Below are 21,114 nucleotides of genomic sequence, written 5' to 3'. Positions count from 1 at the left end.
CTGCACTCCCCGCCGCCAAAAAGTAAAGGGCGCCCGGTTGGGCGCCCTTATCTGACAACTCGAAACTGTTTTCGACTAACTGATCACTAGCTCGTCATTAACCGATCTTGGCATAGACCGACTTGATCTGCGTGTACAGATCGATGGCGTACTTGCCCAGCTCGCGGCCGAAGCCCGATTGCTTGTAGCCACCGAACGGGGACATCGGATCGATCATGCCGTAGGTGTTGATCCAGACCGTGCCGGCCTTGAGCTTGCGCGCAACGCCGAGGGCGCGGTTGATATCCTTGGTCCACACGGCGGCCGCCAATCCGTACGCCGTGTCATTGCCCTGGAAGACAACATCGGCCTCGTCCTTGAATTTAATCGCCGACGCGACCGGGCCAAATATTTCTTCGCGCGCGATCTTCATCTGGTTGTTAACGCCGGTGAAAACCGTCGGCTGGATGAAGTAGCCGGATTCCTGCTTGCCCGGCTCGCCACCGGTCTTGGCGGTCGCGCCCTCCGCCTTGCCTGCCTTCAAATATCCCTTGACGCGATCGTGCTGCTCTTTGGAAACCAGCGGACCCATGCGGGTGTTCGGGTCGAGCGGATTGCCGAGTGTCAGGCCGCTCGCCATCTGTGACAGCGAATCGGTGAACTGATCGTAAACGCTCTCCTGCACGAATACGCGTGAGCCGGCGCAGCAGACCTGACCCTGGTTCATGAAGATGCCCAAGGCGGAGCCGAACACCGCGGACGGCATGTCAGCGTCCGGGAAAATGATGTTTGGCGACTTGCCGCCGAGCTCGAGCGATACGCGCTTCAAGTTGCCGGTCGAGGCCTGTAGGATCAATTTGCCGACTTCGGTCGAACCGGTGAACGCGACCTTGTCGATGTCGGGATGCTCGGCGAGCGAGCTGCCGGCGCCTGGGCCGAAGCCCGTGATGATTTGCACGACGCCCTCGGGCAGGCCGGCCTCGCAGATAAGCTCACCGAGGCGAATCGCGGTCAGCGGAGTCTGCTCGGCGGGCTTCAGGATGACGACGTTGCCGCATGCGAGCGCGGGCGCAATCTTCCACGACGCCATCAGCAGCGGGAAATTCCACGGGATGATCTGCCCGCATACGCCAACCGGTTCGCGCAGCGTGTAGTTGAACATCGAGGGATCGGACGGGTTGGTGTCGCCGTAAATCTTGGTCGCGAAGCCCGCGTAGTAGCGGAAGGTCTCGGCGGCGCCGGGGATGTCGATGTTCTTGGACTCGAACAGCGGCTTGCCGTTGTCGATGGTCTCGAGCTCTGCCAGCTCTTCCGCATGCTTGTCTATCAACTCCGCGATCTTCAGCAGGAAGTGCGTGCGCGCGTGAGGACTCATGCTCGCCCACTTGCCTCCCTCGTAGGCCTTGCGCGCGTGCTTGACTGCCTCGTCCACGTCGGCCTTGTCGCCCTCGGCGACGAGCGCAAGCACCTGCTCGTTGGCGGGGTTGAGGGTTTCGAAAGTTTTACCTGACTTCGACGGCACCCATTTGCCGTTGATGAGAAGTTTTTTGGGCGAGCTCTTGAGGAACTCAAGCGCTGCGCTCGACTTGGCGCCGCGGGTCGCCGATTCCAATGACGCTGATGCTGATGCCATTTTTCTTAATCTCCTGTCGAGAAATGTCGGCGGATTAAAGCCTGGTTAACACTCGAACCATAGTAAATCGAGATGAATTCGGCAAAGCGAAAAGTGGGCGAGCGGCCCTTGCTATTGCTATTGTGAGCCGCAATCGCATCAGTGGCAGTCAAGCAAACACCCCTCATCGCGCAGTACCTGAGCGTCAAGCAGCGCGTCCCCGACGCGATCCTCTTTTTCCGCCTCGGCGACTTTTACGAAATGTTTTTCGAGGACGCCGAAGTCGGCGCACGCGTGCTCGACATCCAACTCACCTCGCGCAACAAGGACGGTGTCCCGCTGTGCGGCGTGCCTTACCATTCCGCGGAACCGTACATCGCCAAGCTGCTGAAGGCGGGCCACAAGGTCGCCATCTGCGAGCAAGGCACGCCCGACCCCAAGACACCCAAGCTGATGCCGCGGCAAATCGTGCGCGTGATCACGCCCGGCACTGTCGGCGAAGAGATGGTGCTGACGGCCGCCGAGAAGAGCTACCTGGTCGCGGTCACCGGCGCGGAGGGACTCGGGTTCACATTGGCAGCACTCGACGTCTCGACGGGCGAGTTTCTCGCTACGCAAGTTCGCGAGGCCTCGACGCTGTGTGAGGAAATCTCGCGAATCGCGCCGCGCGAAATAGTAATCGCCGCGCAGGACGGCGAGTTGGGCGTACTCCTGAAAGACTCAAACTGTCCCCTGACGATGCTCGATCACGAATCGTTCGGCGCCCAGCGGGCGACTGCGGCATTCTCGAATCGGTTCGCGACGGCTGCCGCCGATTTCCACGAATCGATCGCGCATACTGCGGGGATCGCACTGCTCTACGTTGAAGACACCTTCGGCCACGACTTGGCGCATATTGCGGCGCCGCGTCTTTATCGAATAGCCGAATACATGTTGGTCGACGAAACCACGCGGCGGCATCTCGAACTGATCGCCTCGACTGACGGCGCGCGCAAAGGCTCATTGCTCTCAATTCTCGATGAGACCCTGACCGCGGTCGGCGCGCGCACGCTCGCCAACTGGATCACCTACCCTCTGCTCGCGCTCGACACGATCCGCGCGCGGCACGACGCGCTCGAAGAACTCTTCGACGCCGACCTTGGCGGCACTCTCGCCGAATCGTTGAAGCGAATCGGCGATCTCGAGCGGCTGGCAGGACGCATCGGCGCGATGCGCGCGTCGCCGCGCGATTGCCTGCGACTGGGCGACGCGCTCGGTGCGGCGGACTCGCTCAAACAAGCGATGGGCGCGCTAAAGAGCCCTCTCATCCGCGAGCATGCCGCGCGGATCTCGCCGATGCCCACGCTGGTCGCGCAAATCGCGGCGACGCTGTCCGACGAACCTCCCGTCAATCCCCGCGACGGCAACGTGATTCGTGCGGGCCTCAGCACCGAGGTTGATGAACTGCGCGGCCTGGCGTCCGGAGCGCGCGGCGTGATTGCGAAGCTGGAGGCAACCGAGCGCGAACGCACCGCAATCCCGTCGCTCAAGGTGCGCTACAACAATATCTTCGGCTATTACATCGAGGTGACGAAGCCCAATCTCGAGCGCGTGCCGGCCGACTATGAGCGCAAGCAAACGCTGGTCAGCGCCGAACGCTTCACCACGCCCGCGCTCAAGGAACTCGAGCGCAAAATCCTGACGGCGGAATCGGCGCTCAAGGAACTCGAGCTGCAGATTTTCACCAAGCTGCTGCGCGACTTGCAGTCGCGCGCGGCGACGATCCTCGAAACCGCTCGCGCGGTTGGCGAATTCGACGCAGTGATGTCCTTGGCGAAAGTCGCGCGGCATCGCGGCTACGTCCGTCCCACCATCAACACCGGCCTGCGGATTCGAGTCCGCGACGGACGCCATCCGGTGCTCGAAGCCGGGATGCGCTCGGGCGAGTTCGTGCCCAACGACCTCGACGCCGAGCCCGATACGCGCCAGATTCTCCTGATTACCGGCCCCAACATGGCCGGCAAATCGACGTATCTGCGCCAAGTCGCGTTGATCGCGATCATGGCGCAAATCGGCAGCTTCGTTCCCGCCGCCGAAGCGACTATCGGGCTAATCGATCGCGTGCTGACGCGAATCGGCGCGCGCGACGAACTTCGCCGCGGCGAGTCCACCTTCATGGTCGAGATGAGCGAGACGGCGCGCCTGCTCAAGGGACTCTCGGAGCGCAGCCTGTTACTACTGGACGAGGTCGGCCGCGGCACCAGCACCTTCGACGGACTCGCGATCGCATGGGCCATCGCCGAGTACCTGCACGATCAGACGCGCGCCAAGGTGCTGTTCGCGACGCACTTCCACGAGCTGACCGACCTCGCGCGCGAGCGCCCGCGCGTCAAGAACCTCAGCATGGCGGTACGCGAATGGGGCGACGAGGTGATTTTTCTACGTCGGGTGATCGAGCAGCCGTCGTCGCGCAGTTACGGTATCGAGGTGGCGCGCCTGGCGGGAGTGCCCGATTCGATTATCAGCCGCGCGCGCGAAATTCTCGCCAACCTCGAGCAAGGTGAACTGGACGAAGCCGGGATGCCGCGAATCGCCCGCGACCGCCGCGCGAAAGCTCCAGCGCCGCAGCTCGGTCTGTTCTCTCCGCGCGACGAACGTATCGTCGATGAACTGCGCGCACTCGACATTGAGCGGATGACCCCGATGGACGCGCTGAATGCCCTCGCCCGCCTGGCCGCCCGCCTCAAGCAGCAGGGGTGACCCCTGCACCCCCAGTATTAAGACCGCCCGCCGTTGGCGCGCGCGGCTCCTGCCAACGGCTTAATATTGCGCTACCGTCGCCACGGCCAAGGGTATCCCCTGCACCCAATGTTTAAGCAGCCAAGTGCAATGGCTGTCAATTTCTTGGGAAGTGGTCAGAAATGGCGCTGTTCTGTTGGAGTTTTCACGAAAATGTTCACGTGAAACGTTTTTTTGTTCAGGAGAACAAATCACGAATAATGGGTGGTGGCGTGGCGATCACTTCCAACGGTCGTTATCCTTGTGCTGGGTGGAGGGGTGCAGTAATGCGGAGATTGATGGCGGTGGCCGTCGCGACGGTGATGATTTGTGCGATGGTTGTGGCCGCGCGCGCCAGCGTTCCCGCGCCGGTTCTGACCTCCGCGCGAATCGAGCATCACGGTCCGACTCTCGAAATCCATTTCGGATTCAGCGGATTAGCTCCACCCCTCGATCTCAGCACGCACGGCAGCGAACTCTGGATCGAACTGGCGCGCACTCATGTCGCGATCCCTCCGCGCCCGCTGTTCGGTTACGAAACGGCGCCGATCGCCAGCGTCCGCACGATCGAGTCGGATGGCAAGTCGCGAATCGTGGTCGAGGTAATTGGCAAGGCCGACTACGCGATCGCACGGCTCAAAAACAGAAATGAAATTGTGTTGCGAGTCGCATCCTCCGGCGCGGATCCATATATCGCGGCTCCTATCATTGTTCACGATGACGCGCCGCATCGCCCTGCCCCATCCGCCGCGCGCCCTGTGTCATTCGCGCCGGCCGAGAACCCTCGTCCTGTCTCTGTCGCACAACCGGTCGCGCCAGCCAATGCGAATGAGGACAATCGTCAACCCGGTCACTTCCTGGTGATGATCGATCCCGGCCACGGCGGCTACGATCCCGGCACTCAATCGTCCGCCGGCGCAATGGAGAAGGATCTCGCGCTGCAGATCGCGATGCGCCTGAAGGCCGCTCTGGGAGCCCGCGGTATCCGCGCCGAGCTCACGCGCTCGACCGACGTTTTCATCAGCCTCGCCGAGCGCACACGAATCGCAAATCGCGCCGGCGCCGACCTGTTCGTGTCAGTGCATCTCAATTCGAGTCCGAACACCGACACGACGGGAATCGAAGTTTATTACCTGAACAACACCACCGACCGCGCGACGATTCGGCTGGCGCGAATGGAGAACGGCGGCGCCGACGGCTATGGCACACCGGACGCCTCCAACTTAAACTACATTCTGACCGACCTGCGGCAGAACTATAAGGCGTCGGAAGCAGCCTCTCTGGCCCGGATGATCGACGCGCAGACGGTCGCCGATCTCGATGCCGGACTTGGACTGAACGTGAACGCGCTGGGAGCGAAGATGGGACCATTTTATGTGCTGGTCGGCGCGCATATGCCGGCCGTGCTGATCGAAGGCGGCTTCATGTCGAACGCCGCTGAGGCGACGCGGCTCGCGGCGCCGGATTACCAGGACCTGCTGGCAGGCGCGATCGCCACAGCCGTTGCGCACTACCTCAACGCCGATCTCGCGGTGGGAAATCTGTGAGTCTCGTCACGGGCGCGAATCGCGCCGAGCCGGTCCACGCAACTGCATCTTCGCCGCGCGGCCAGGCCGCTCTGCTCGCGCAATTCGTCTCGAGCAAAACGCCCGGCGTCAATGCGCGCACCTATCTGGAATCGGTTCGCGCCGAGTTCGCCGAGCGCCATTTCGCCGGCGCGAGCGGCAGCGAGATCACGGCCGCGATGACGGCGGCGATGGACGACCTGCTGCGCGCGCTTTATTATTACGCGGACGCCGAGCACGGCCGCCGATCGCCCAAGCTCAACCAGAAGATTGCGGTGGTCGCGCGCGGCGGCTACGGGCGTGGCGAGCTGAATCCGCAATCCGACGTCGATCTGTTGTTTCTGCACGACTACAAGCGCGGTCCGTACGCCGAAGTCGTCACCGAGATAATTCTGCACGCGCTGTGGGACGCGGGGCTGATCGTGGGGCACGGGGTTCGCACGGCCAAGGAATGCGTGCGGCTGGCCAACGAGGACCTGAAGGAAAAAACCGCGATCCTCGACGCGCGCTTTTTGTGCGGCGACGAGAAGCTGTACGCCGATCTCGACGAGCTGCTCATCGCCGAGGTTCTCAATCGCAACCAGGACAAGTTCTTCGCCACCAAGCTCGAGGAAAGCCGCAAACGCCACGCCCAGTACGGCGATTCGATCTACCTGCTCGAGCCGCAGATCAAGGAAGGCGAAGGCGGGCTGCGCGATCTTCACACCGCGATGTGGCTGGCCAAGGTCAAGTACAAGGTCCACTCGCTCGAAGAGCTGGTGCAGAAGGCCGTCATCACCGAGCCCGAGGCGGCCGAAGTGATCGAGGCGCGCGATTTTCTCTGGCGAGTGCGCAACTCGCTCCATTTCCTGACTGGCCGCCACTTCGATCAGATCACTTTCGAGATGCAGGAACGGATCGAGCCGCTGCTCGGCTTCAAGCCCGAGGACGGACAGGCCGCCGGTTCCGCCCTGATGCGTGCGTACTACCAGCACGCGTCGACGATTCACCGTTTTGCCGAAGGCTTGATCGCGCGCGTAACCGAGAACAGTCCCGGCGGACGATTTTTTCGCCGCACGCCAACGCGCAAGATTCGCCCTGGTGTAATCGTCCAGGGCAGCCTGCTGAGTATCGCCGAGCACGATTTCTTCAAGCGCGATCCGCTGAACTTGATCACAATATACGCGGACTGCCAAGCGCAGGACGTCAGCCTCTCTGGCAGCACGTACCAGTTGGTGCGCGACAATCTTGGCCTGATCGACGACGATATGCGCAAAGACCCGCGCGTCGCCGAAGCTTTGATGACGATTCTGTCCGCGCGCCGGCGCGTTGCCGAAACCCTCGAGGCGATGCATCTGTCGGGCGTGCTCGGCGCAGTCATCCCCGAGTTCGGCAACCTCTACGCGCGCGTTCTGCACGACCTCTACCACATCTACACCGTCGATCGGCATTCGCTGGTCGCCGTACGCGAGCTCGAACGCCTGCGCGCCGGAGAGTTCAAGGACACCACTCCCCTGCTGACGGAAGTCGCGCGCGAGCTCCCTCACCTGCCGCTCGTGTTCCTCGCGCTGTTGCTCCACGATATCGGCAAGGGCCACGGTCATGATCATCATGAGCGCGGCGCCAGCCTGACCGCCGAAGTTTCGGATCGGCTGGGACTCAACAGCGAGGAAATCGATCTCGTCGTGTTCCTCGTCCGCAACCATCTGATGATGTCGCAGGTCGCGCAGAAGGGTGACCTTGACGATCACACCACGGTCGAAGAATTCGCGCGCGCCGTCGGCTCGATCGATCGCCTCAAAGCGCTCTACCTTCTCACCTACGCCGATATGCGCGCGGTCGCGCCGAAGGTCTACAACAACTGGCGCGATATGCTGCTGAGCGATCTCTACATGCGCGCGCTCAAGGTTCTCGAGCAGGGCGATCATGAGGCGGTCGATCCCGCGCGCCGGCTCGCGACCGTCAAAGCCGCCGTCCGCGAGACCCTGCTCACCGCGTCGGCTCCTGAAGCCGACGTCAGCACGTTTCTCGACGAGATGCCCGACCGCTACTTCTTCACCGTGCCCGAAAACGACATCCCGCTGCACTTCGAGCTGATGCGCTCGCTCGAGGACCGCCCGCTGGTTTGCCGCATCAGGCATTTCCCCGAACTCGAGTTCAGCGAGTTCATCGTCGTGACACGGGACCGGCCGGGACTATTCTCGATGATCGCGGGCGCGCTGACCGCCAACAATCTCAACATCTTGTCGGCCCGAATCACCACGCGCACCAACGGTATCGCGATGGACGTGTTTCGCGTGTCGCATCAGATGGGCGCCGTCTCGATGGCACTGGAAGACGACCGCTGGCTGCGCGTGGAGCACGATCTTGAACGCGTCATCACCGGCCAGCAGGATATCGCGGCGCTCGTCGCCGCCGCGCATCACGTGCAGAGCGCCGGCCGCAAATTCGTGCGCCACGTGCCGACCGAGGTCACCGTCGACAATCGCACCTCCGAGCAGTTTACCGTCATCGACGTGTTCACGCAGGACCGCGTGGGCCTGCTGTTCGCGATCACCCACACGCTATTCCGGCTCGGCTGGCGGATTCATCTCGCGCGCATCTCGACCAACGCCGATCAGGCGCTCGACGTCTTTTATGTGAGCGATCGCGATGGCGGAAAAATCGAGGATCTCGATCGGATGCGCGAGCTGCGCGCCGCGTTGCTCGAAAAGGTAGAACAGAATCCCCGCGCAGGAGCACCAGCGTGAGCACCGCCGGCTGGGACGAGCTGATCGATCGGCATCTGTCGCGCCAGGCAGTCGAGCGCGGGCTCAGCCGCCATTCGATGGAGGCATACGCGCACGACCTCAGCCTTTTCCAATCGTGGTGCCGCGAGGCTGGCCTGACGCCCGAGCGTCTCGACGCCACCGCGCTGACCGCGTACCTCGAGGCGCTCGCGGACCAGGGCTTCGCCGTCAGCTCGCAGCGCCGCCATCTCGCCAGTCTGCGCGGGCTCGCGCGCGAGCTGGTGGACGAAAAGATTATCGAGCGCGATCCCGCACCCGCCGTGAAACTCAGGCCGCATCCGCGCAAACTCCCGCGCACGCTCTCGCCCGGCGATATTGAAAATCTTATCGCCGCGATCGACGCGCAAAACGCGCGAGGACTGCGCGATCGCGCGATGCTCGAAATGGGCTACGGCTGCGGGCTGCGAGTTAGCGAGCTGGTCGGGTTGCAACTGCACCAGGTGAATCTCGCCGCCGGCGCCGTCGTCGTGCTCGGCAAGGGCAGTAAGGAGCGGATGGTGCCGATGGGCGGCGCGGCGATTCGCGCCTTGGAGGCCTACCTTGATCGCCGAGATGAAATTCTAAATCCAACCGCTGGCGGCAAGCGTGGCAGAAAGAAAGTTCCGCGTCGCGTCTCCGCCGTTTTCATCACCCGGCTCGGCCGCGCGATGACCCGGCAGGGATTTTTCAAGGCGCTCAAAGGATGGGCCGCCGCCGAGCCGCGCCTGGCATGGATCAGCCCGCACACCTTGCGCCATTGCTTCGCCACGCATCTGCTCGAGGGCGGCGCCGATCTGCGCGCCGTGCAGGAGATGCTAGGTCACAGCGACATCTCGACCACTCAAATTTATACGCACCTATCCAAGAGCCACTTGCGCAAGGTGCATCGCACGTTTCATCCGCGCGCGACCCGCGCGAGCGCGGCGGAAGGCACGGACTGACTTGGGCGATCTGAACGGAACCATCGCGACCATCTGCATCGTTGCGCCGCCGATCATGTTCGCGATTATCGCCCACGAGGTTATGCATGGTGTGGTAGCGCTGCGGCTCGGCGACGATACCGCTCTTCGCGCCGGACGCCTGACGCTGAATCCGATTTCGCACATTGATCTCTTTGGGACGATCATCCTGCCGTTCGGGCTGTATCTGTTTGGTCTGCCCGTGCTCGGCTACGCGAAGCCTGTCCCCGTCGATTTTCGCGTGTTGCGCGGCGGTCGGACTGGAATGCTGAAGGTGGCGGCCGCCGGGCCGCTGACGAACTTCGCGCTGGCGATCGTGAGCGGACTTCTCCTGCGCGCGATGCCGGCCCTTGTTCACGGCTCGCTCGGCCCCACCGTCGTCGAGCCGCTTGCGCGGATGCTGCAGGCGTCGGTGATCGTCAATGTCGAACTGGGAGTCTTCAATCTCTTTCCCGTGCTGCCGCTAGACGGCGGCCGCGTGTTGTTCAGCATTCTTCCGATCGCGGCCGCGCGCGCTTACGCGCATACCGAGCGCTACGGCTTCCTTATACTGCTGGTGCTGCTATATACGCATTGGCTGGATATCGCGATCTATCCGGTCATGAATTTTGCGCTGGGCGCGATCTCCTGGATGGTGCAACTTTGAGCGACGACGCCAACACGCCGCCCAGGCTCGGTGCCGACGCCGGCGTCCGCTTCCGGCTCCCGATTTACGAGGGCCCGCTCGACCTGCTGCTGCATCTGCTCAAGCGCGCCGAGCTCGACCCGCACGAGGTCACCGCCAGCGTTATCACCGAGCAGTACCTCGCGTGGCTCGAGTTGCTCGACCAGTTGAACCTCGACGTCGCCGGCGAGTACCTCGTGATGGCGGCGACGCTGCTTCTGATCAAGTCGTTCGCGATGTTGCCGCATCCGGAGCTCGCCGACACCGAGGAAGCCGAGGAGCTCAAGCGCGATCTGGTCGAACGGCTGCTCGAATATCAGCGCTATCGCGAGGCGGCTGAAAAGCTCGCCGAGCGTGCGCTGCTTGGCCGCGACGTGTTTACCACACCCGGCGAGACCGCGCCCGAAGACGCGAACGCCCGGCAGTACACCGTTTCGATTTTCGACCTGGTCGAAGCGATTGGCGCGGTCCTCAAGCGCATCGCCGACAAGACCCCGCGCGCCATCGAGCTGCGCGACATCCCGGTGGCGGAGTGTATCCCGCGAATCTTGCGTGCGCTCGAAGGCACGGGACGAATCCAGTTCGCCGCGCTGTTCGAGGATGCAAACGATCGATCGCTCGTAATCGCGACCTTCATGGCGCTGCTCGAGTTGATACGCCGGCGCGAAGTTCGCGCATTTCAGGAAGTGCGCTTCGGCCCGATTTTTCTCGAGCGCGGCGCCGCGGCGGCATGACGGAGGTTGAGTGGAAGAAGAGCGACTGAAATCAATTCTCGCAAGCCTGCTGTTCGCGGCCGGCGAGCCGGTCTCGCTCGCACGGCTGACCGCCGTTTTCGACGACCTCCCGCGCGCGGCCGTGCAAAAGGCGCTCACCGAGATGGCCTCGCAGTACGCCGCCGAAAACCGAGGCATCGTCATCGACGAAGTCGCCGGCGGCTACCAGATGCGCACGCCGAAGGACCACGCCGGCTACGTTCGCAAGCTGCTCGCCGCACGGCCGCCGCGCTTAAGCCGCCCGCTGATGGAGACGGTCGCGATAATCGCGTATCGGCAGCCGATCACTCGCCCAGAGATAGAACAGTTGCGCGGTGTTGACACGGGAGGCGTGCTCGAAACGCTACTCGAAAAACGGCTGGTCAAAATTGCCGGCCGCAAGGACGCGCCGGGCCGCCCGATAATTTACAAGACCACCGACGAGTTCCTGGAACTGTTCGGACTGAAGGACCTTGAAGGCCTGCCCGACCTGTCGGAGTTCCGCGAGATCGAGCGCGCCGTCGAACAGGCCAACACCGGCCCGGTGGAAGGCATCGAGACTCATCCCGAGGATTCCGCCGCGACTGCGGAGAGTCTTTCAGAAGAGCCAGCCGAGCCGGAGACTGAGACTTCCGACGACGACGAGACCTCGCACTGAATCGGAGAACCGACAATGCACCGATTCCGACTACTTCTTCTAGTGGCACTGACTTCCTTTGCCTTCGCGCGATCGTCGTCGGCTGAGCAAAAGCCGCCGGCGGCGCCCGAGAATGATCCGCTCTATATGCGCGTAGTCGCGATGCCTTACCCACCCGAGGCGCAAATCCTCGACGGCGCCGGTCATCGTCATTCGGCCTACGAGCTGTACGTCACGAATTGGGGCAAGACCCCGTTGAAGATCACCAAGCTCGATGTTCAAGGAAAAAACGGCGACGACGTCGTAGTGAATCAGTCGGCCAACGGCAAGCAGCTGGCCGCGATGTTCGTGCCGGTGGACGGTGATGGCACCAAGCCTAACGATCCGGCGCTGAAGCCCGGCGCGACCGGCGTCTTCTTTATTTTCGCCGAGTGGACTCCCGACCAGGGCGATCCGGACAATTTTGATACCGCCATTACGATCGAGCAGCACGGCGAGCGCGCCGGCTCCGGAACCATTCACGCCGCCGCGATCGATTTGAACCAGGACGACCCGATCGTGATTCACGCTCCGCTCCGCGGCAAAAATTGGCTCGCGGCCAACGCCCCCTCGAACACCTCGCCGCATCGGCGCGCGATGCTGCCGGTTAACGGACAGCCGCACATCGGCCAGCGCTACGCGATCGACTGGATTCAGCTCAGCGGCGACGGCAAGTCGTTCACCGGCGATGAGCGCAAGAACAGCAGCTATCACGCATGGGATCAGGAGATATACGCGGCCGGCGACGGCAAGATCGTCGAGGTCAAGGACGGCATTCCCGAGAACGTCCCCAACAGCAGCAAGCTCGCCGTGCAGATGACCTATGACACGCTCGCCGGCAATCACATCATCCAGGAACTCAGCGAGGGGCACTTCGCCGCGTACGCACATCTCCGGCCCGGCACGCTCAAGGTGAAGGTGGGCGACACTGTTCACGCCGGCGACGTGCTCGCGCATCTGGGCAACACCGGTAATTCATCGGAGCCGCATCTGCACTTCCAGGTCTGCGACTCGCCGTCGTTCCCGGCCTCAGAAGGTCTGCCGTTCGCGATCGATCAGTTTACCTACGAGGACTACAAGCTCGACAAAGCGCCGAAGCCCGCGCTAACCGTCATGTCGTCCCATCCGATGACCAAACAAGAACCGATGGAAGACGAACTGGATTCGTTCTAGACGCCGGTGTCTTCGAACACGCCCGTCTCCGGCGTGTAGTTCTCGAAGCGCGTGTAGTGGTTGATGTACGTGAGCTTCGCGGTGTCGGTGGGGCCGTTACGCTGCTTGGCGATGATGATCTCGGCGACGCCCGGCTCCTTGCTCTCCTTGCCCTTGTACATTTCTTCACGGTAGATGAACGCGATCACGTCGGCGTCCTGCTCGATTGCGCCCGACTCGCGCAAATCCGCTAGCATCGGGCGCCGATTCTCGCGCGACTCGACCTGCCGGTTGAGCTGCGACAGCGCGATCACCGGCACCTTGAGCTCTTTCGCCAGCGCTTTGAGCGAGCGCGAGATTTCCGCGATCTCTTTTTCGCGCGACTCGCCCGGCCGCGCCGATCTCATCAGTTGTAGATAGTCGACCACGATCAACCCAAGGTTCTTGGCCCGTTCGCGCTTGAGCCGCCGGCACTTCGCCTTGAGCGTGATCGACGTCGTGTCCGACGAGTCATCAATATAGATGTTCGACTCCGACAATCGCGCTGCCGCCTGCGCGAGCTTGGGGAAATCGCGCTCGCCCAAAAAACCCTGCCGCGCCCGCGCGCTGTCCACCCGCGCCTCCGAGCACAGCATGCGCAGCACAAGCTGCTCCTTGGACATTTCCAACGAAAAAAATGCGACGCCCACGGGAGGGTCCGCATCCATCGCCGCGTAGGCCGCAATATTCAGCGCGAGCGCTGTTTTGCCCATGCTGGGACGGGCCGCGATGATCACCAGGTCCGACGCCTGGAAGCCCGCCGTGATGCGGTCGAGATCGATGAACCCGCTCGGCACGCCGGTGATCATCTCGCGGTTTTCATACAGCCGCTCGAGGATCTTCAGCGACTCGCGCGTCAGCTCGGACATCGTGTGGAACGACGGCTTGATCCGCCGCTCCGAAATCTCGAAGATGCGATGCTCGGCTTCATCGAGGAAACCGTCCACGTCCGAGGGCGCCTCGTACGACGAACTCGCGATGTCAGTCGCGATCGAGCCGAGGCTGCGCAGGACAGCCTTGTCGTGCACGATTCGCGCGTAGTGCGCGACGTTCGCGGCAGTCGGCACTACAGACGCCAGCTCCGCGATGTACGCGGGGCCGCCGATCTGCTCGAGCACGCCCCTGGTGCGCAGCGCGTCCGTCAGCGTGATCGCATCGACCGGCTGGCTGTGGTCTGTGAGTTCCGCCATCGAGCGGAAGATTTGGCGATGCGACTCGCGATAAAAGTCTTCCGCTGACAGGATTTCGAGCGCGTGGTTAATCGCGTCATTGTCGAGCAGAATCGCGCCCAGCACCGACTGCTCTGCTTCGAGATTCTGGGGAGGAACGCGCTTTAGAATATCGTCCGACGATACCGCCACCTGACCACCACCTCCTCAACAACCGCGCGCTCTGAATTTCAGGAGCGCCGATTATTTCTTATGCGATGACTGCGTACAACTATTACACCAGCCGCAAGCCAACGGTTGTCACCAAACCGTCCACAGCCGATGCACAGTCGACTAATGCGAGCGCCGCCGGCGCGGACGATTCATCGCGAGCATCGGTCCGAGCGCGACGCCGAACATGAAGCCGCCCACGTGCGCCCACCACGCCACTCCCCCCATCGTCCCCGCCCTGCCCCCTTCTTCAAGTCCCGCGTAAAGCTGCACCGCGAACCAGAACAGCAGGTAGATGACCGCCGGAATCTCGACGAACTGGATAAAAATGAAAATCGGCAGGATCGTCAGGATGCGCCCGCGCGGGTAAAGGATAAAGTACGCGCCGAGCACGCCGGCAATCGCGCCGCTCGCGCCGATCACCGGCACGGTCGACTCGGGCGCGATCCACACCGTCGCGAGCGCCGCCGCGATTCCGGCGGCGAGATAAAAGAACAGGTAGCGCAGCGCGCCCATCCGATACTCAATAGCCGCGCCGAAGATGAACAGGTACAGCATGTTGCCCGCGACGTGCCAGAAACCGCCGTGGATGAACATCGACGTGACGGTGGTTATCAACGGCGCGAGCGCGCCCACGCTGCGATGCGCGTTGGCCGAGAGCTCTCGCGTCACCGCCGCCGGCACCAGCGCGAATCGCTCGACGAAAGTCGCGACGCGAGCGCCGAGCGACAGTTCATAAACGAAGACCGCGATGTTCGCAGCGATAAGCGCGATGTTGACCGGAGTCAGGCGGCGCGGCGCGGCGCTATCGCGAAGTGGGATCATCTAAACATCAGGCCGAGCACCTAAATTGATCGACCGGCCGAGCAATACTAGCGGCGCGCGGCAGCCAGGCGCGAGTCGGAGCGTCGTGCAAAAAGCGCGTCTATATGGATTCTGTGAGACGTCTAGGTGGATATTCGACCCCAAACGCAATGGGCTCCGCTAACACCTGAGGCGAGCGGACGCCGAAATTGAGAAGGCAGAGGGAGTTGTGGGCGACAGAAATGGGTGCAGTTCGATCTGTTCTTTCTATGACATAATGTCACTGTGCGAACACAGGTAGTTGATGTTATATCTCGGCGGGTGATCTGGTCGCGCCGAGCTACCGGCGTCGCGATCGCGATGTGTGCCGTCTTGTGCGCGCAAGACGGCCTCACGAGCGCGCAGCCAAGTCCGCCTCTCGCTAATAGCAAGCTCCGTGCAGGATTGTCGCCAAAGAAGGTCGATTTCGGCAAATTAGCGGCAGGGACACAAAGCAGTCCGCAAACTGTCACTTTCACCAACAGGAGCAACGTCGAGTTGTCGGCTCCGATCGTAAGTATCAGCGGCACCGGCTTCGGCCTCGATTCGAATGGATGCACGGGAGCAATGCCCCCGGCAGGTAGCTGTCCGGTCTCGGTCACGTTCACGCCGCCATCGAAGGGCAAGTTCAAACATGGCCTGCTGACGTTTACCGACGCAGCGGCCAAGAGTCCTCAAAGGGTAAAGCTCATCGGAATTGGTTTGACAGGAACATCGGCCTCGGCAACCCCACCGCGTCGCCGACGCTGACCGCGACTCCGATCCCGACTGCGACCGCAACAGGGACCGCCGCCCCAACCGCTACCGCGACCTCGACTGCGACCTCGGCTTCAACTGCGACTCCGACTTCGACTCCAACCGCAAGTCTGACCGCAACTTCCACTGCGACATCAACTCAGACCGCATCAGTGACTCCAACCTCGACTGCGACCACAACTGAAACCGCAACTGCGACGAGGACCGCAAGTGCCTCCGGCTCTGCTACCTCAACCGCGACCAGATCCGCAACTGCCACTGCGTCAGCGACACCAACCGCAACCAAATCCGCCACTGCCACTTCAACACTTAACCCGCCTTCGACCGCGAGCGTAACGCCGACTGCGACCGCCACTGCCACGCCGACCGCAACCGCCACGCCGACCGCAACAGCTACGGCAACGCCGACGCTCACAGCGACACCGACTGCAACTCCGACTCCAACCGCCACGTCGACTCCGATCTTCAACGTCGTCTTCGTGACGTCAACCAGCTCCAACGGTGACTTGGGAGGCCAGGCCGGCGCCGATGCGGACTGCGCGAGCCTCGCCGCAGCGGCAGATTTGTCGCCGGGCACCTACAAGGCATGGCTCTCGACTTCGACCATCAACGCGGTCGCCAAACTGGGAAGCGCGCGAGGCTTCATCCGCCCCGACGGTCAACCCTTCGCCGACCAGGTTTCAGATATCGCCGGCGGCAGCATCCTGAATCCGCTCAACCTGGACGAGAGCGGTGGTGATGTCGGGCGTCAGAACGTCTGGACGGGCACCAACGACGCCGGAACAGTGAACGGCTCTACCACCTGCGGCGACTGGACGATCGGTAGCGGTAGCTCATTTGGCGAGATGGGTTTGAGCACCGGTGGAGCGGGCGCGTGGAGCGACGACGCAACCGAAACTGCTTGCCTTGCGTCCGCACACTTCTATTGCTTCGACACCAGCCACGTCAGCACGCTGACAGTGACTCGTGTGCCCGGGCGAATCGCATTCGTGTCCAAGGGAAGATTCGCCACCAGCCTGGCCGTGTCCGGCGCCGACGCTCTCTGCCAGAGCGAGGCAACCGCGGCCGGTTTGGCAAATCCCACTCAATTCCTCGCGCTGCTATCCACCTCGACGACGTCCGCCGCATCGCGCTTCGATATGTCGGCGATGTCAGCGCCGTATGTGCGGCCCGACGGCATCGAGATCGCCGACGCGCCAACGCTCGCGTCGGGCGCCACTCTCGCAAGCGGCATCTGGCAGCACGCCGATGGCAGCTACGTAACCGAATTCGCGGCTGCTGCGTGGACGGGATCTGCGGCGCCAAACGTCACCGGCACATTGGCTACCACCTGCCAGGATTGGGTCACGCTGAATGGAGCGGATACCGGGTCCGAGGGCGTGAGCAACGTAACGGACACCTGGTGGAGTCCCGGTGCGATCGCCTCGTGCGGCAACCCCGCACCGGTTTTCTGCCTCGAGCAATAGGCCACGGGCGATTCATTTCATATTTTCTCGCTTGAGCCGGACCCCGATGTATGCGAGAAAGATCGCCGGATCGCCGTTCGCGTCAAACGCGATCCGTGATCGCTACGCGCTCGTCAGCGGACGCGAATCTCTTAACGGAGGTTTCAATCATGGAAGTAGTCTCGAATGAAGTGTCGGTTCGTACCGGTGCCGAGAAGATGCCGGCGCATCTAGCGCGCCCCGCGTCCGGCGGTCCCTATCCGGCGCTGGTCGTCGTGATGGAAGCGTTCGGCCTCAACGATCAAATCCGGCGCATCACCAATCAGTTCGCCTCCGAAGGCTTCGTTGCGATCGCGCCGAATCTTTATTTTCGCCAGCCCAACAACGTCGTCGGCTACAACGATTTGCCTGGCGCCTTTCGCCTGATGGGCTCGGTCAACGACGATCAAGTCGTCGCCGACATGGGCGCCGCGATCGATCACCTCAAGGCGTTGAAGGAAGTGAAGCCCGCATTCGGCACCACCGGATTCTGCATGGGCGGCCGTGTTGCTTTCATGACCGCATGCCGCAATCCCGCTGTCAGAGCCACCGCGCCTTACTACGGCGGTGGGATGGTGAAGTCCCGGCAGCCGGGCGTGAAGCCGCCAATTGAATTCGTCAGCGGACTGAACGGCCCGGTGCTCGCCTTCTTCGGCGGCAAGGACGCGTTCATTCCGATCACCGAAGTGGACGAATTTCGCGACGCCCTCAAGAAAGCCGGCAAACCGGCCGAGGTGGTCTTCTACCCCGACGCCGACCACGGCTTCATGTGCGACGATCGTCCGTCGTTTCATCCGGTGCACTCCAAAGAGGCGTGGGCCAGGACCATCGCGTTCTTCAAAGGGTATCTCGGCTGAAAATTCGTGGTCGCGTTTTGTTGAAATTATTTCGGCGGGCCGGTCTTTGCCGGCCCGTCTATTTTCTCACGATTGCGAGCGCCATTGTCGCGGCCACGGCATGCTATTCGTCCGACTACCGCCGCACGATGAAGGCGAACGTGTCGCTGCTCTCTGATATGTCCGACAAGCTCGCAGACTACTGCCGCACTTATTTCAAGCTCGATGATCGTCAACTGTCGTCCGAGGAGATGGGCGAGTTCTATTACGCCTTCAACAAGGCCAACGCGTTCTCATCCTCGACGCCGCGCGAGTCCTCGCGCCCGTCGCATCGCGACTTCGTGAAGTTGCTGAACGCCTACGAGAAATTCGCGCACGCCGCCGACGAGTACCGGCTCGGCGGCAAGTCCGACCCGGCCGTGCTCGCGTCGCTGCTCTCGCAACATGACCAAGTCCGCCACCTGGCCGGCAAAGTCACCGAAGACTTAAAGAACGAGCCCGACTGATATTTCCCGCACCGCTCAACCATTCCAGTGGTTGCCGTATTTGTCCAGGTACGCGACCTCGCTCACCGGCCGCCGCTTGATCGGGCCGAACTTCCCATCCGGATATCCGATCGGCATCAGCGCGTACGTCTGCACTTCGGGCGGCAGCCCCAATATCTGTTTCACCTCGTCCTCGAAGAACGTGTGAATCGTGGTCAGCACCGTGCCGAGACCGAGTCCGCGACAGGCGAGAATAATATTCTGCACAGCGGGATAGATGCTCGAGCCCGAGGTTCGCGCCAGGCTTTTCATCGCCGCGGCGATCTCGGGCGGAAGTTTTGGCGGCGCTCCCGTCGGCGCGGTCTGCTTCAGACATGCGAGCAGCAGCACCGGCGCATCCGCCATGTGATCGATCAGGTAGGTCGCCGAGGCCATCAGCTTGCGGTAAGCATCCTCGCTCATGTGCGCGGGCTTGACGCGATTCGCGTATAGCTCCATCAAAATTCCGCCGCCCTTGCGATACACGTCGCCGATTTTCTTGCGCTGCGCCGCGTCCTTGACGATCACGAACTCCCAACTCTGTTGGTTGCTGCCCGACGGCGCACGAATCGCCGCGTCGAGTACCTTCGTGATCACATCGTCGGGAACCGGATCGGACTTGAATCGCCTGAGCGATCGCGCGGAGTAAATTGCCTCGAAAAGTCCTATCTCTGCCATCGGTAACGCTCCTGATTCGGATTCGGATTGTTGCTCAGCCGGAGAATGCATCCCCTGGCGAAAAAAGAAAAGCGACCGCGCGATCGCAATCGATCGCGAGCCGCTTTTTCAATAGTTAATCAGCCGCGTTCACACGGGGGTGCGATTCGCCTTGGGAGAAGACTGCGGACCCATCAGCGTCTTGTAAACTTTCTTCGCATCCGCCGGATCGCTCACCATCGGCCCCGGCTGATCGTGATGCTTCATGACCTTGTCTTCTTCGGTGAACGCCCGGACCGTCGCGCAATATTCGAGCAGCAGGCCGTTGGGATCGCGAAAGTAGATCGAGCGACACCATTCGTGATCGACCACCGGCGTCACCTCGATGCCCTTCCCGATCAGTTCCTCGCGCTTGGCTTCAAGCTCTTTCACGTCGTCGCAATGGAACGCAAAATGGTAGAATGCGCCCGGCAGTCCCTGCGCGCTGTTGATATCGGTCGCCCACTCGGTCGGCACGCCCGGCACTTTTTCCGGACACATGAATGCCACCATGCTGCCGTCGCCGGTGTTCAGAAAGACGTGCTTGATCTTGCCGCCCTCAGCCGGCTCGATAATGTCTGCCCACGCGACTTCCCACCCCAGCTTCGTGGTGTAGAACTCGACCGTGCGATCGATATCGAGAGTCGCCAGCCCCAGATGGTGAACGCCCGTGCGCTTCATAGCCTCGCCTCCAGTGAGTGTTCGGAAACCGACGCCAACCGATCTACTAACACGGCTCAACCCGGAGGCAAAGACTCCAGAACGATCGTTCAATAACCGTGGGGAAGGATTAAGTAGCCCGCTGGTGTTCTACTGCGATGTCGGAGGCGCAGTCGGCGGCGCGCCTTCCTCGGGCGGCATATGATCGTGATCGCCACCGTGGTCGTCGCCGTGCCCGCGATGCACCCAGGGCTGCGTGAAGTCGCGATCGAATATCTTCTGTTGATCCGGCGTCAGCACGCCGCGAACCTGCGCGAGGCCCTGCCAGAACAGGTCATGCCGCTGATGATCGAAATCGCGCCGCGCCTGCATCACCTTGAACCGCGTATCGCGCAGGATGTCGCCGATTCGATCGCGTTGCGCCGGAGTCAGGTTGAGCTCGCGATCCATTCGCTCGATCAACCCGCCCCCCGGCACTCGCAAGTAACGATACCGGTAGGCCATGGTGCTGAGCGCGAACCCAATCAGAAGGCACGAGATTCCGACCAGCACGCCGAACCAGATATTCGACTTAGCTGGCAAGATCGCTCTCTGTCAGCGGCATCTCCGGCGCCAATGGGTCGCCCGCGGTTTCGGAAGTCATGCTCGACTCGGATACCGATAACGCCTCGCCGATCGACTCATCCGGCGTGCGCGCTGAAAGATACGCCGCGCTGGTCGCGAACACAAATATCGCCGCGGCCGCCGCCATCGGGAGCCATCGATTCGGCCGCGACACCTCGCGCGTTACCGACGCAAATCGCCACGGCCTGTCCGCCAGCGAGAACTCGCGCCTGGCCGGCCGCAACGCTCGCGACGCCGCCTGTAGCTCGATCTCGCCATGCAGCACCGGCGCCGTCAGCGCGAACACGCGAAACGCATGATCGCACTTCTCGCACCCCTTCAGATGCGCCAGCAGCTCGGTCCGCCGCTCGGATGCCAGCGTCTTGCGCCACAGCGCGGGAAATTCCTGTCGTGCTTCAAAACAATTCATG

At 62.3% G+C, this 21,114-nt stretch carries 20 protein-coding genes; 11 read left to right on the top strand and 9 right to left on the bottom strand.

The window, feature by feature from the left end; translation table 11 throughout:
* Positions 1–97: 97 nt before the first annotated feature.
* On the bottom strand, positions 98–1,612 hold the full coding sequence (locus tag VJX68_RS08345) for an aldehyde dehydrogenase family protein (protein ID WP_324095216.1): 1,515 nt from the start codon (positions 1,610–1,612) through the stop codon (positions 98–100).
* Between the two features lie 141 nt (positions 1,613–1,753).
* On the opposite strand from VJX68_RS08345, the gene mutS reads away from it, so the two are divergent.
* From mutS to VJX68_RS08305, 8 genes are all read left to right on the top strand, one after another.
* Complete coding sequence (mutS, locus tag VJX68_RS08340) at positions 1,754–4,330, top strand: DNA mismatch repair protein MutS (protein WP_324095215.1); 2,577 nt, start codon at positions 1,754–1,756, stop codon at positions 4,328–4,330.
* A gap of 317 nt (positions 4,331–4,647) precedes the next feature.
* On the top strand, positions 4,648–5,895 hold the full coding sequence (locus VJX68_RS08335; protein WP_324095214.1) for an N-acetylmuramoyl-L-alanine amidase: 1,248 nt from the start codon (positions 4,648–4,650) through the stop codon (positions 5,893–5,895).
* Positions 5,892–8,642 (top strand): [protein-PII] uridylyltransferase, encoded by a 2,751-nt coding sequence (gene glnD, locus VJX68_RS08330; protein ID WP_324095213.1) that lies wholly within the window; start codon positions 5,892–5,894, stop codon positions 8,640–8,642. Before VJX68_RS08335 ends, glnD begins: the two co-directional genes overlap by 4 nt.
* Positions 8,639–9,601, top strand: a complete 963-nt coding sequence (locus tag VJX68_RS08325) for a site-specific tyrosine recombinase (protein WP_324095212.1) — start codon at positions 8,639–8,641, stop codon at positions 9,599–9,601. The genes glnD and VJX68_RS08325 overlap by 4 nt, the downstream gene beginning before the upstream one ends.
* 1 nt (position 9,602) lies before the next feature.
* Complete coding sequence (locus VJX68_RS08320; protein WP_324095211.1) at positions 9,603–10,265, top strand: site-2 protease family protein; 663 nt, start codon at positions 9,603–9,605, stop codon at positions 10,263–10,265.
* A complete protein-coding gene (locus tag VJX68_RS08315) occupies positions 10,262–11,017 on the top strand; it encodes a segregation and condensation protein A (protein WP_324095210.1) in 756 nt (251 codons plus the stop codon). The genes VJX68_RS08320 and VJX68_RS08315 overlap by 4 nt, the downstream gene beginning before the upstream one ends.
* A 10-nt stretch (positions 11,018–11,027) precedes the next feature.
* The gene (scpB, locus tag VJX68_RS08310) at positions 11,028–11,693 is read left to right on the top strand and encodes an SMC-Scp complex subunit ScpB (RefSeq protein WP_324095209.1); all 666 of its coding nucleotides are present in this window, start codon (positions 11,028–11,030) and stop codon (positions 11,691–11,693) included.
* A 42-nt stretch (positions 11,694–11,735) separates the two neighbouring features.
* Entirely contained in the window at positions 11,736–12,884 is a 1,149-nt protein-coding gene (locus VJX68_RS08305) for a M23 family metallopeptidase (RefSeq protein ID WP_324095208.1), read from the top strand.
* Here the strand turns inward: VJX68_RS08305 and dnaB are convergent.
* The 4 genes from dnaB to VJX68_RS08285 all read right to left on the bottom strand — a co-directional run bounded on the left by dnaB (position 12,881) and on the right by VJX68_RS08285 (position 16,349).
* Entirely contained in the window at positions 12,881–14,263 is a 1,383-nt protein-coding gene (gene dnaB / locus VJX68_RS08300; protein ID WP_324095207.1) for a replicative DNA helicase, read from the bottom strand. The two genes, VJX68_RS08305 and dnaB, sit on opposite strands and share 4 nt — an antisense overlap.
* Positions 14,264–14,404: 141 nt before the next feature.
* Positions 14,405–15,106 (bottom strand): rhomboid family intramembrane serine protease, encoded by a 702-nt coding sequence (locus VJX68_RS08295; RefSeq protein WP_324095206.1) that lies wholly within the window; start codon positions 15,104–15,106, stop codon positions 14,405–14,407.
* A gap of 706 nt (positions 15,107–15,812) precedes the next feature.
* Positions 15,813–16,007, bottom strand: a complete 195-nt coding sequence (locus tag VJX68_RS08290; RefSeq protein WP_324095205.1) for a hypothetical protein — start codon at positions 16,005–16,007, stop codon at positions 15,813–15,815.
* Between the two features lie 12 nt (positions 16,008–16,019).
* Positions 16,020–16,349: a hypothetical protein gene (locus tag VJX68_RS08285; RefSeq protein WP_324095204.1), complete on the bottom strand. Its 330-nt coding sequence runs from the start codon at positions 16,347–16,349 to the stop codon at positions 16,020–16,022.
* 10 nt (positions 16,350–16,359) lie between these two features.
* On the opposite strand from VJX68_RS08285, the gene VJX68_RS08280 reads away from it, so the two are divergent.
* The 3 genes from VJX68_RS08280 to VJX68_RS08270 all read left to right on the top strand — a co-directional run bounded on the left by VJX68_RS08280 (position 16,360) and on the right by VJX68_RS08270 (position 18,706).
* Entirely contained in the window at positions 16,360–17,346 is a 987-nt protein-coding gene (locus VJX68_RS08280; protein ID WP_324095203.1) for a hypothetical protein, read from the top strand.
* A 149-nt stretch (positions 17,347–17,495) separates the two neighbouring features.
* Positions 17,496–18,221, top strand: a complete 726-nt coding sequence (locus VJX68_RS08275) for a dienelactone hydrolase family protein (RefSeq protein WP_324095202.1) — start codon at positions 17,496–17,498, stop codon at positions 18,219–18,221.
* A 20-nt stretch (positions 18,222–18,241) separates the two neighbouring features.
* Complete coding sequence (locus VJX68_RS08270; protein ID WP_324095201.1) at positions 18,242–18,706, top strand: hypothetical protein; 465 nt, start codon at positions 18,242–18,244, stop codon at positions 18,704–18,706.
* 15 nt (positions 18,707–18,721) lie between these two features.
* Here VJX68_RS08270 and VJX68_RS08265 read toward each other — a convergent pair whose 3' ends face one another.
* The 4 genes from VJX68_RS08265 to VJX68_RS08250 form a co-directional block, all read right to left on the bottom strand.
* Positions 18,722–19,402: a nitroreductase family protein gene (locus VJX68_RS08265; RefSeq protein WP_324095200.1), complete on the bottom strand. Its 681-nt coding sequence runs from the start codon at positions 19,400–19,402 to the stop codon at positions 18,722–18,724.
* 129 nt (positions 19,403–19,531) lie between these two features.
* Entirely contained in the window at positions 19,532–20,101 is a 570-nt protein-coding gene (locus VJX68_RS08260; RefSeq protein WP_324095199.1) for a VOC family protein, read from the bottom strand.
* Positions 20,102–20,230: 129 nt separating this feature from the next.
* Entirely contained in the window at positions 20,231–20,662 is a 432-nt protein-coding gene (locus VJX68_RS08255) for a hypothetical protein (protein WP_324095198.1), read from the bottom strand.
* Positions 20,652–21,113: a hypothetical protein gene (locus VJX68_RS08250; RefSeq protein ID WP_324095197.1), complete on the bottom strand. Its 462-nt coding sequence runs from the start codon at positions 21,111–21,113 to the stop codon at positions 20,652–20,654. The genes VJX68_RS08255 and VJX68_RS08250 overlap by 11 nt, the downstream gene beginning before the upstream one ends.
* Position 21,114: the final 1 nt, after the last annotated feature.

Source organism: Binatus sp. (SeqCode) (assembly GCF_035272065.1).
Lineage (GTDB): Bacteria > Desulfobacterota > Binatia > Binatales > Binataceae > Binatus.
Note: the sequence above shows the minus strand (reverse complement) of the source record. Positions and strands in the feature narration are given on the sequence as shown.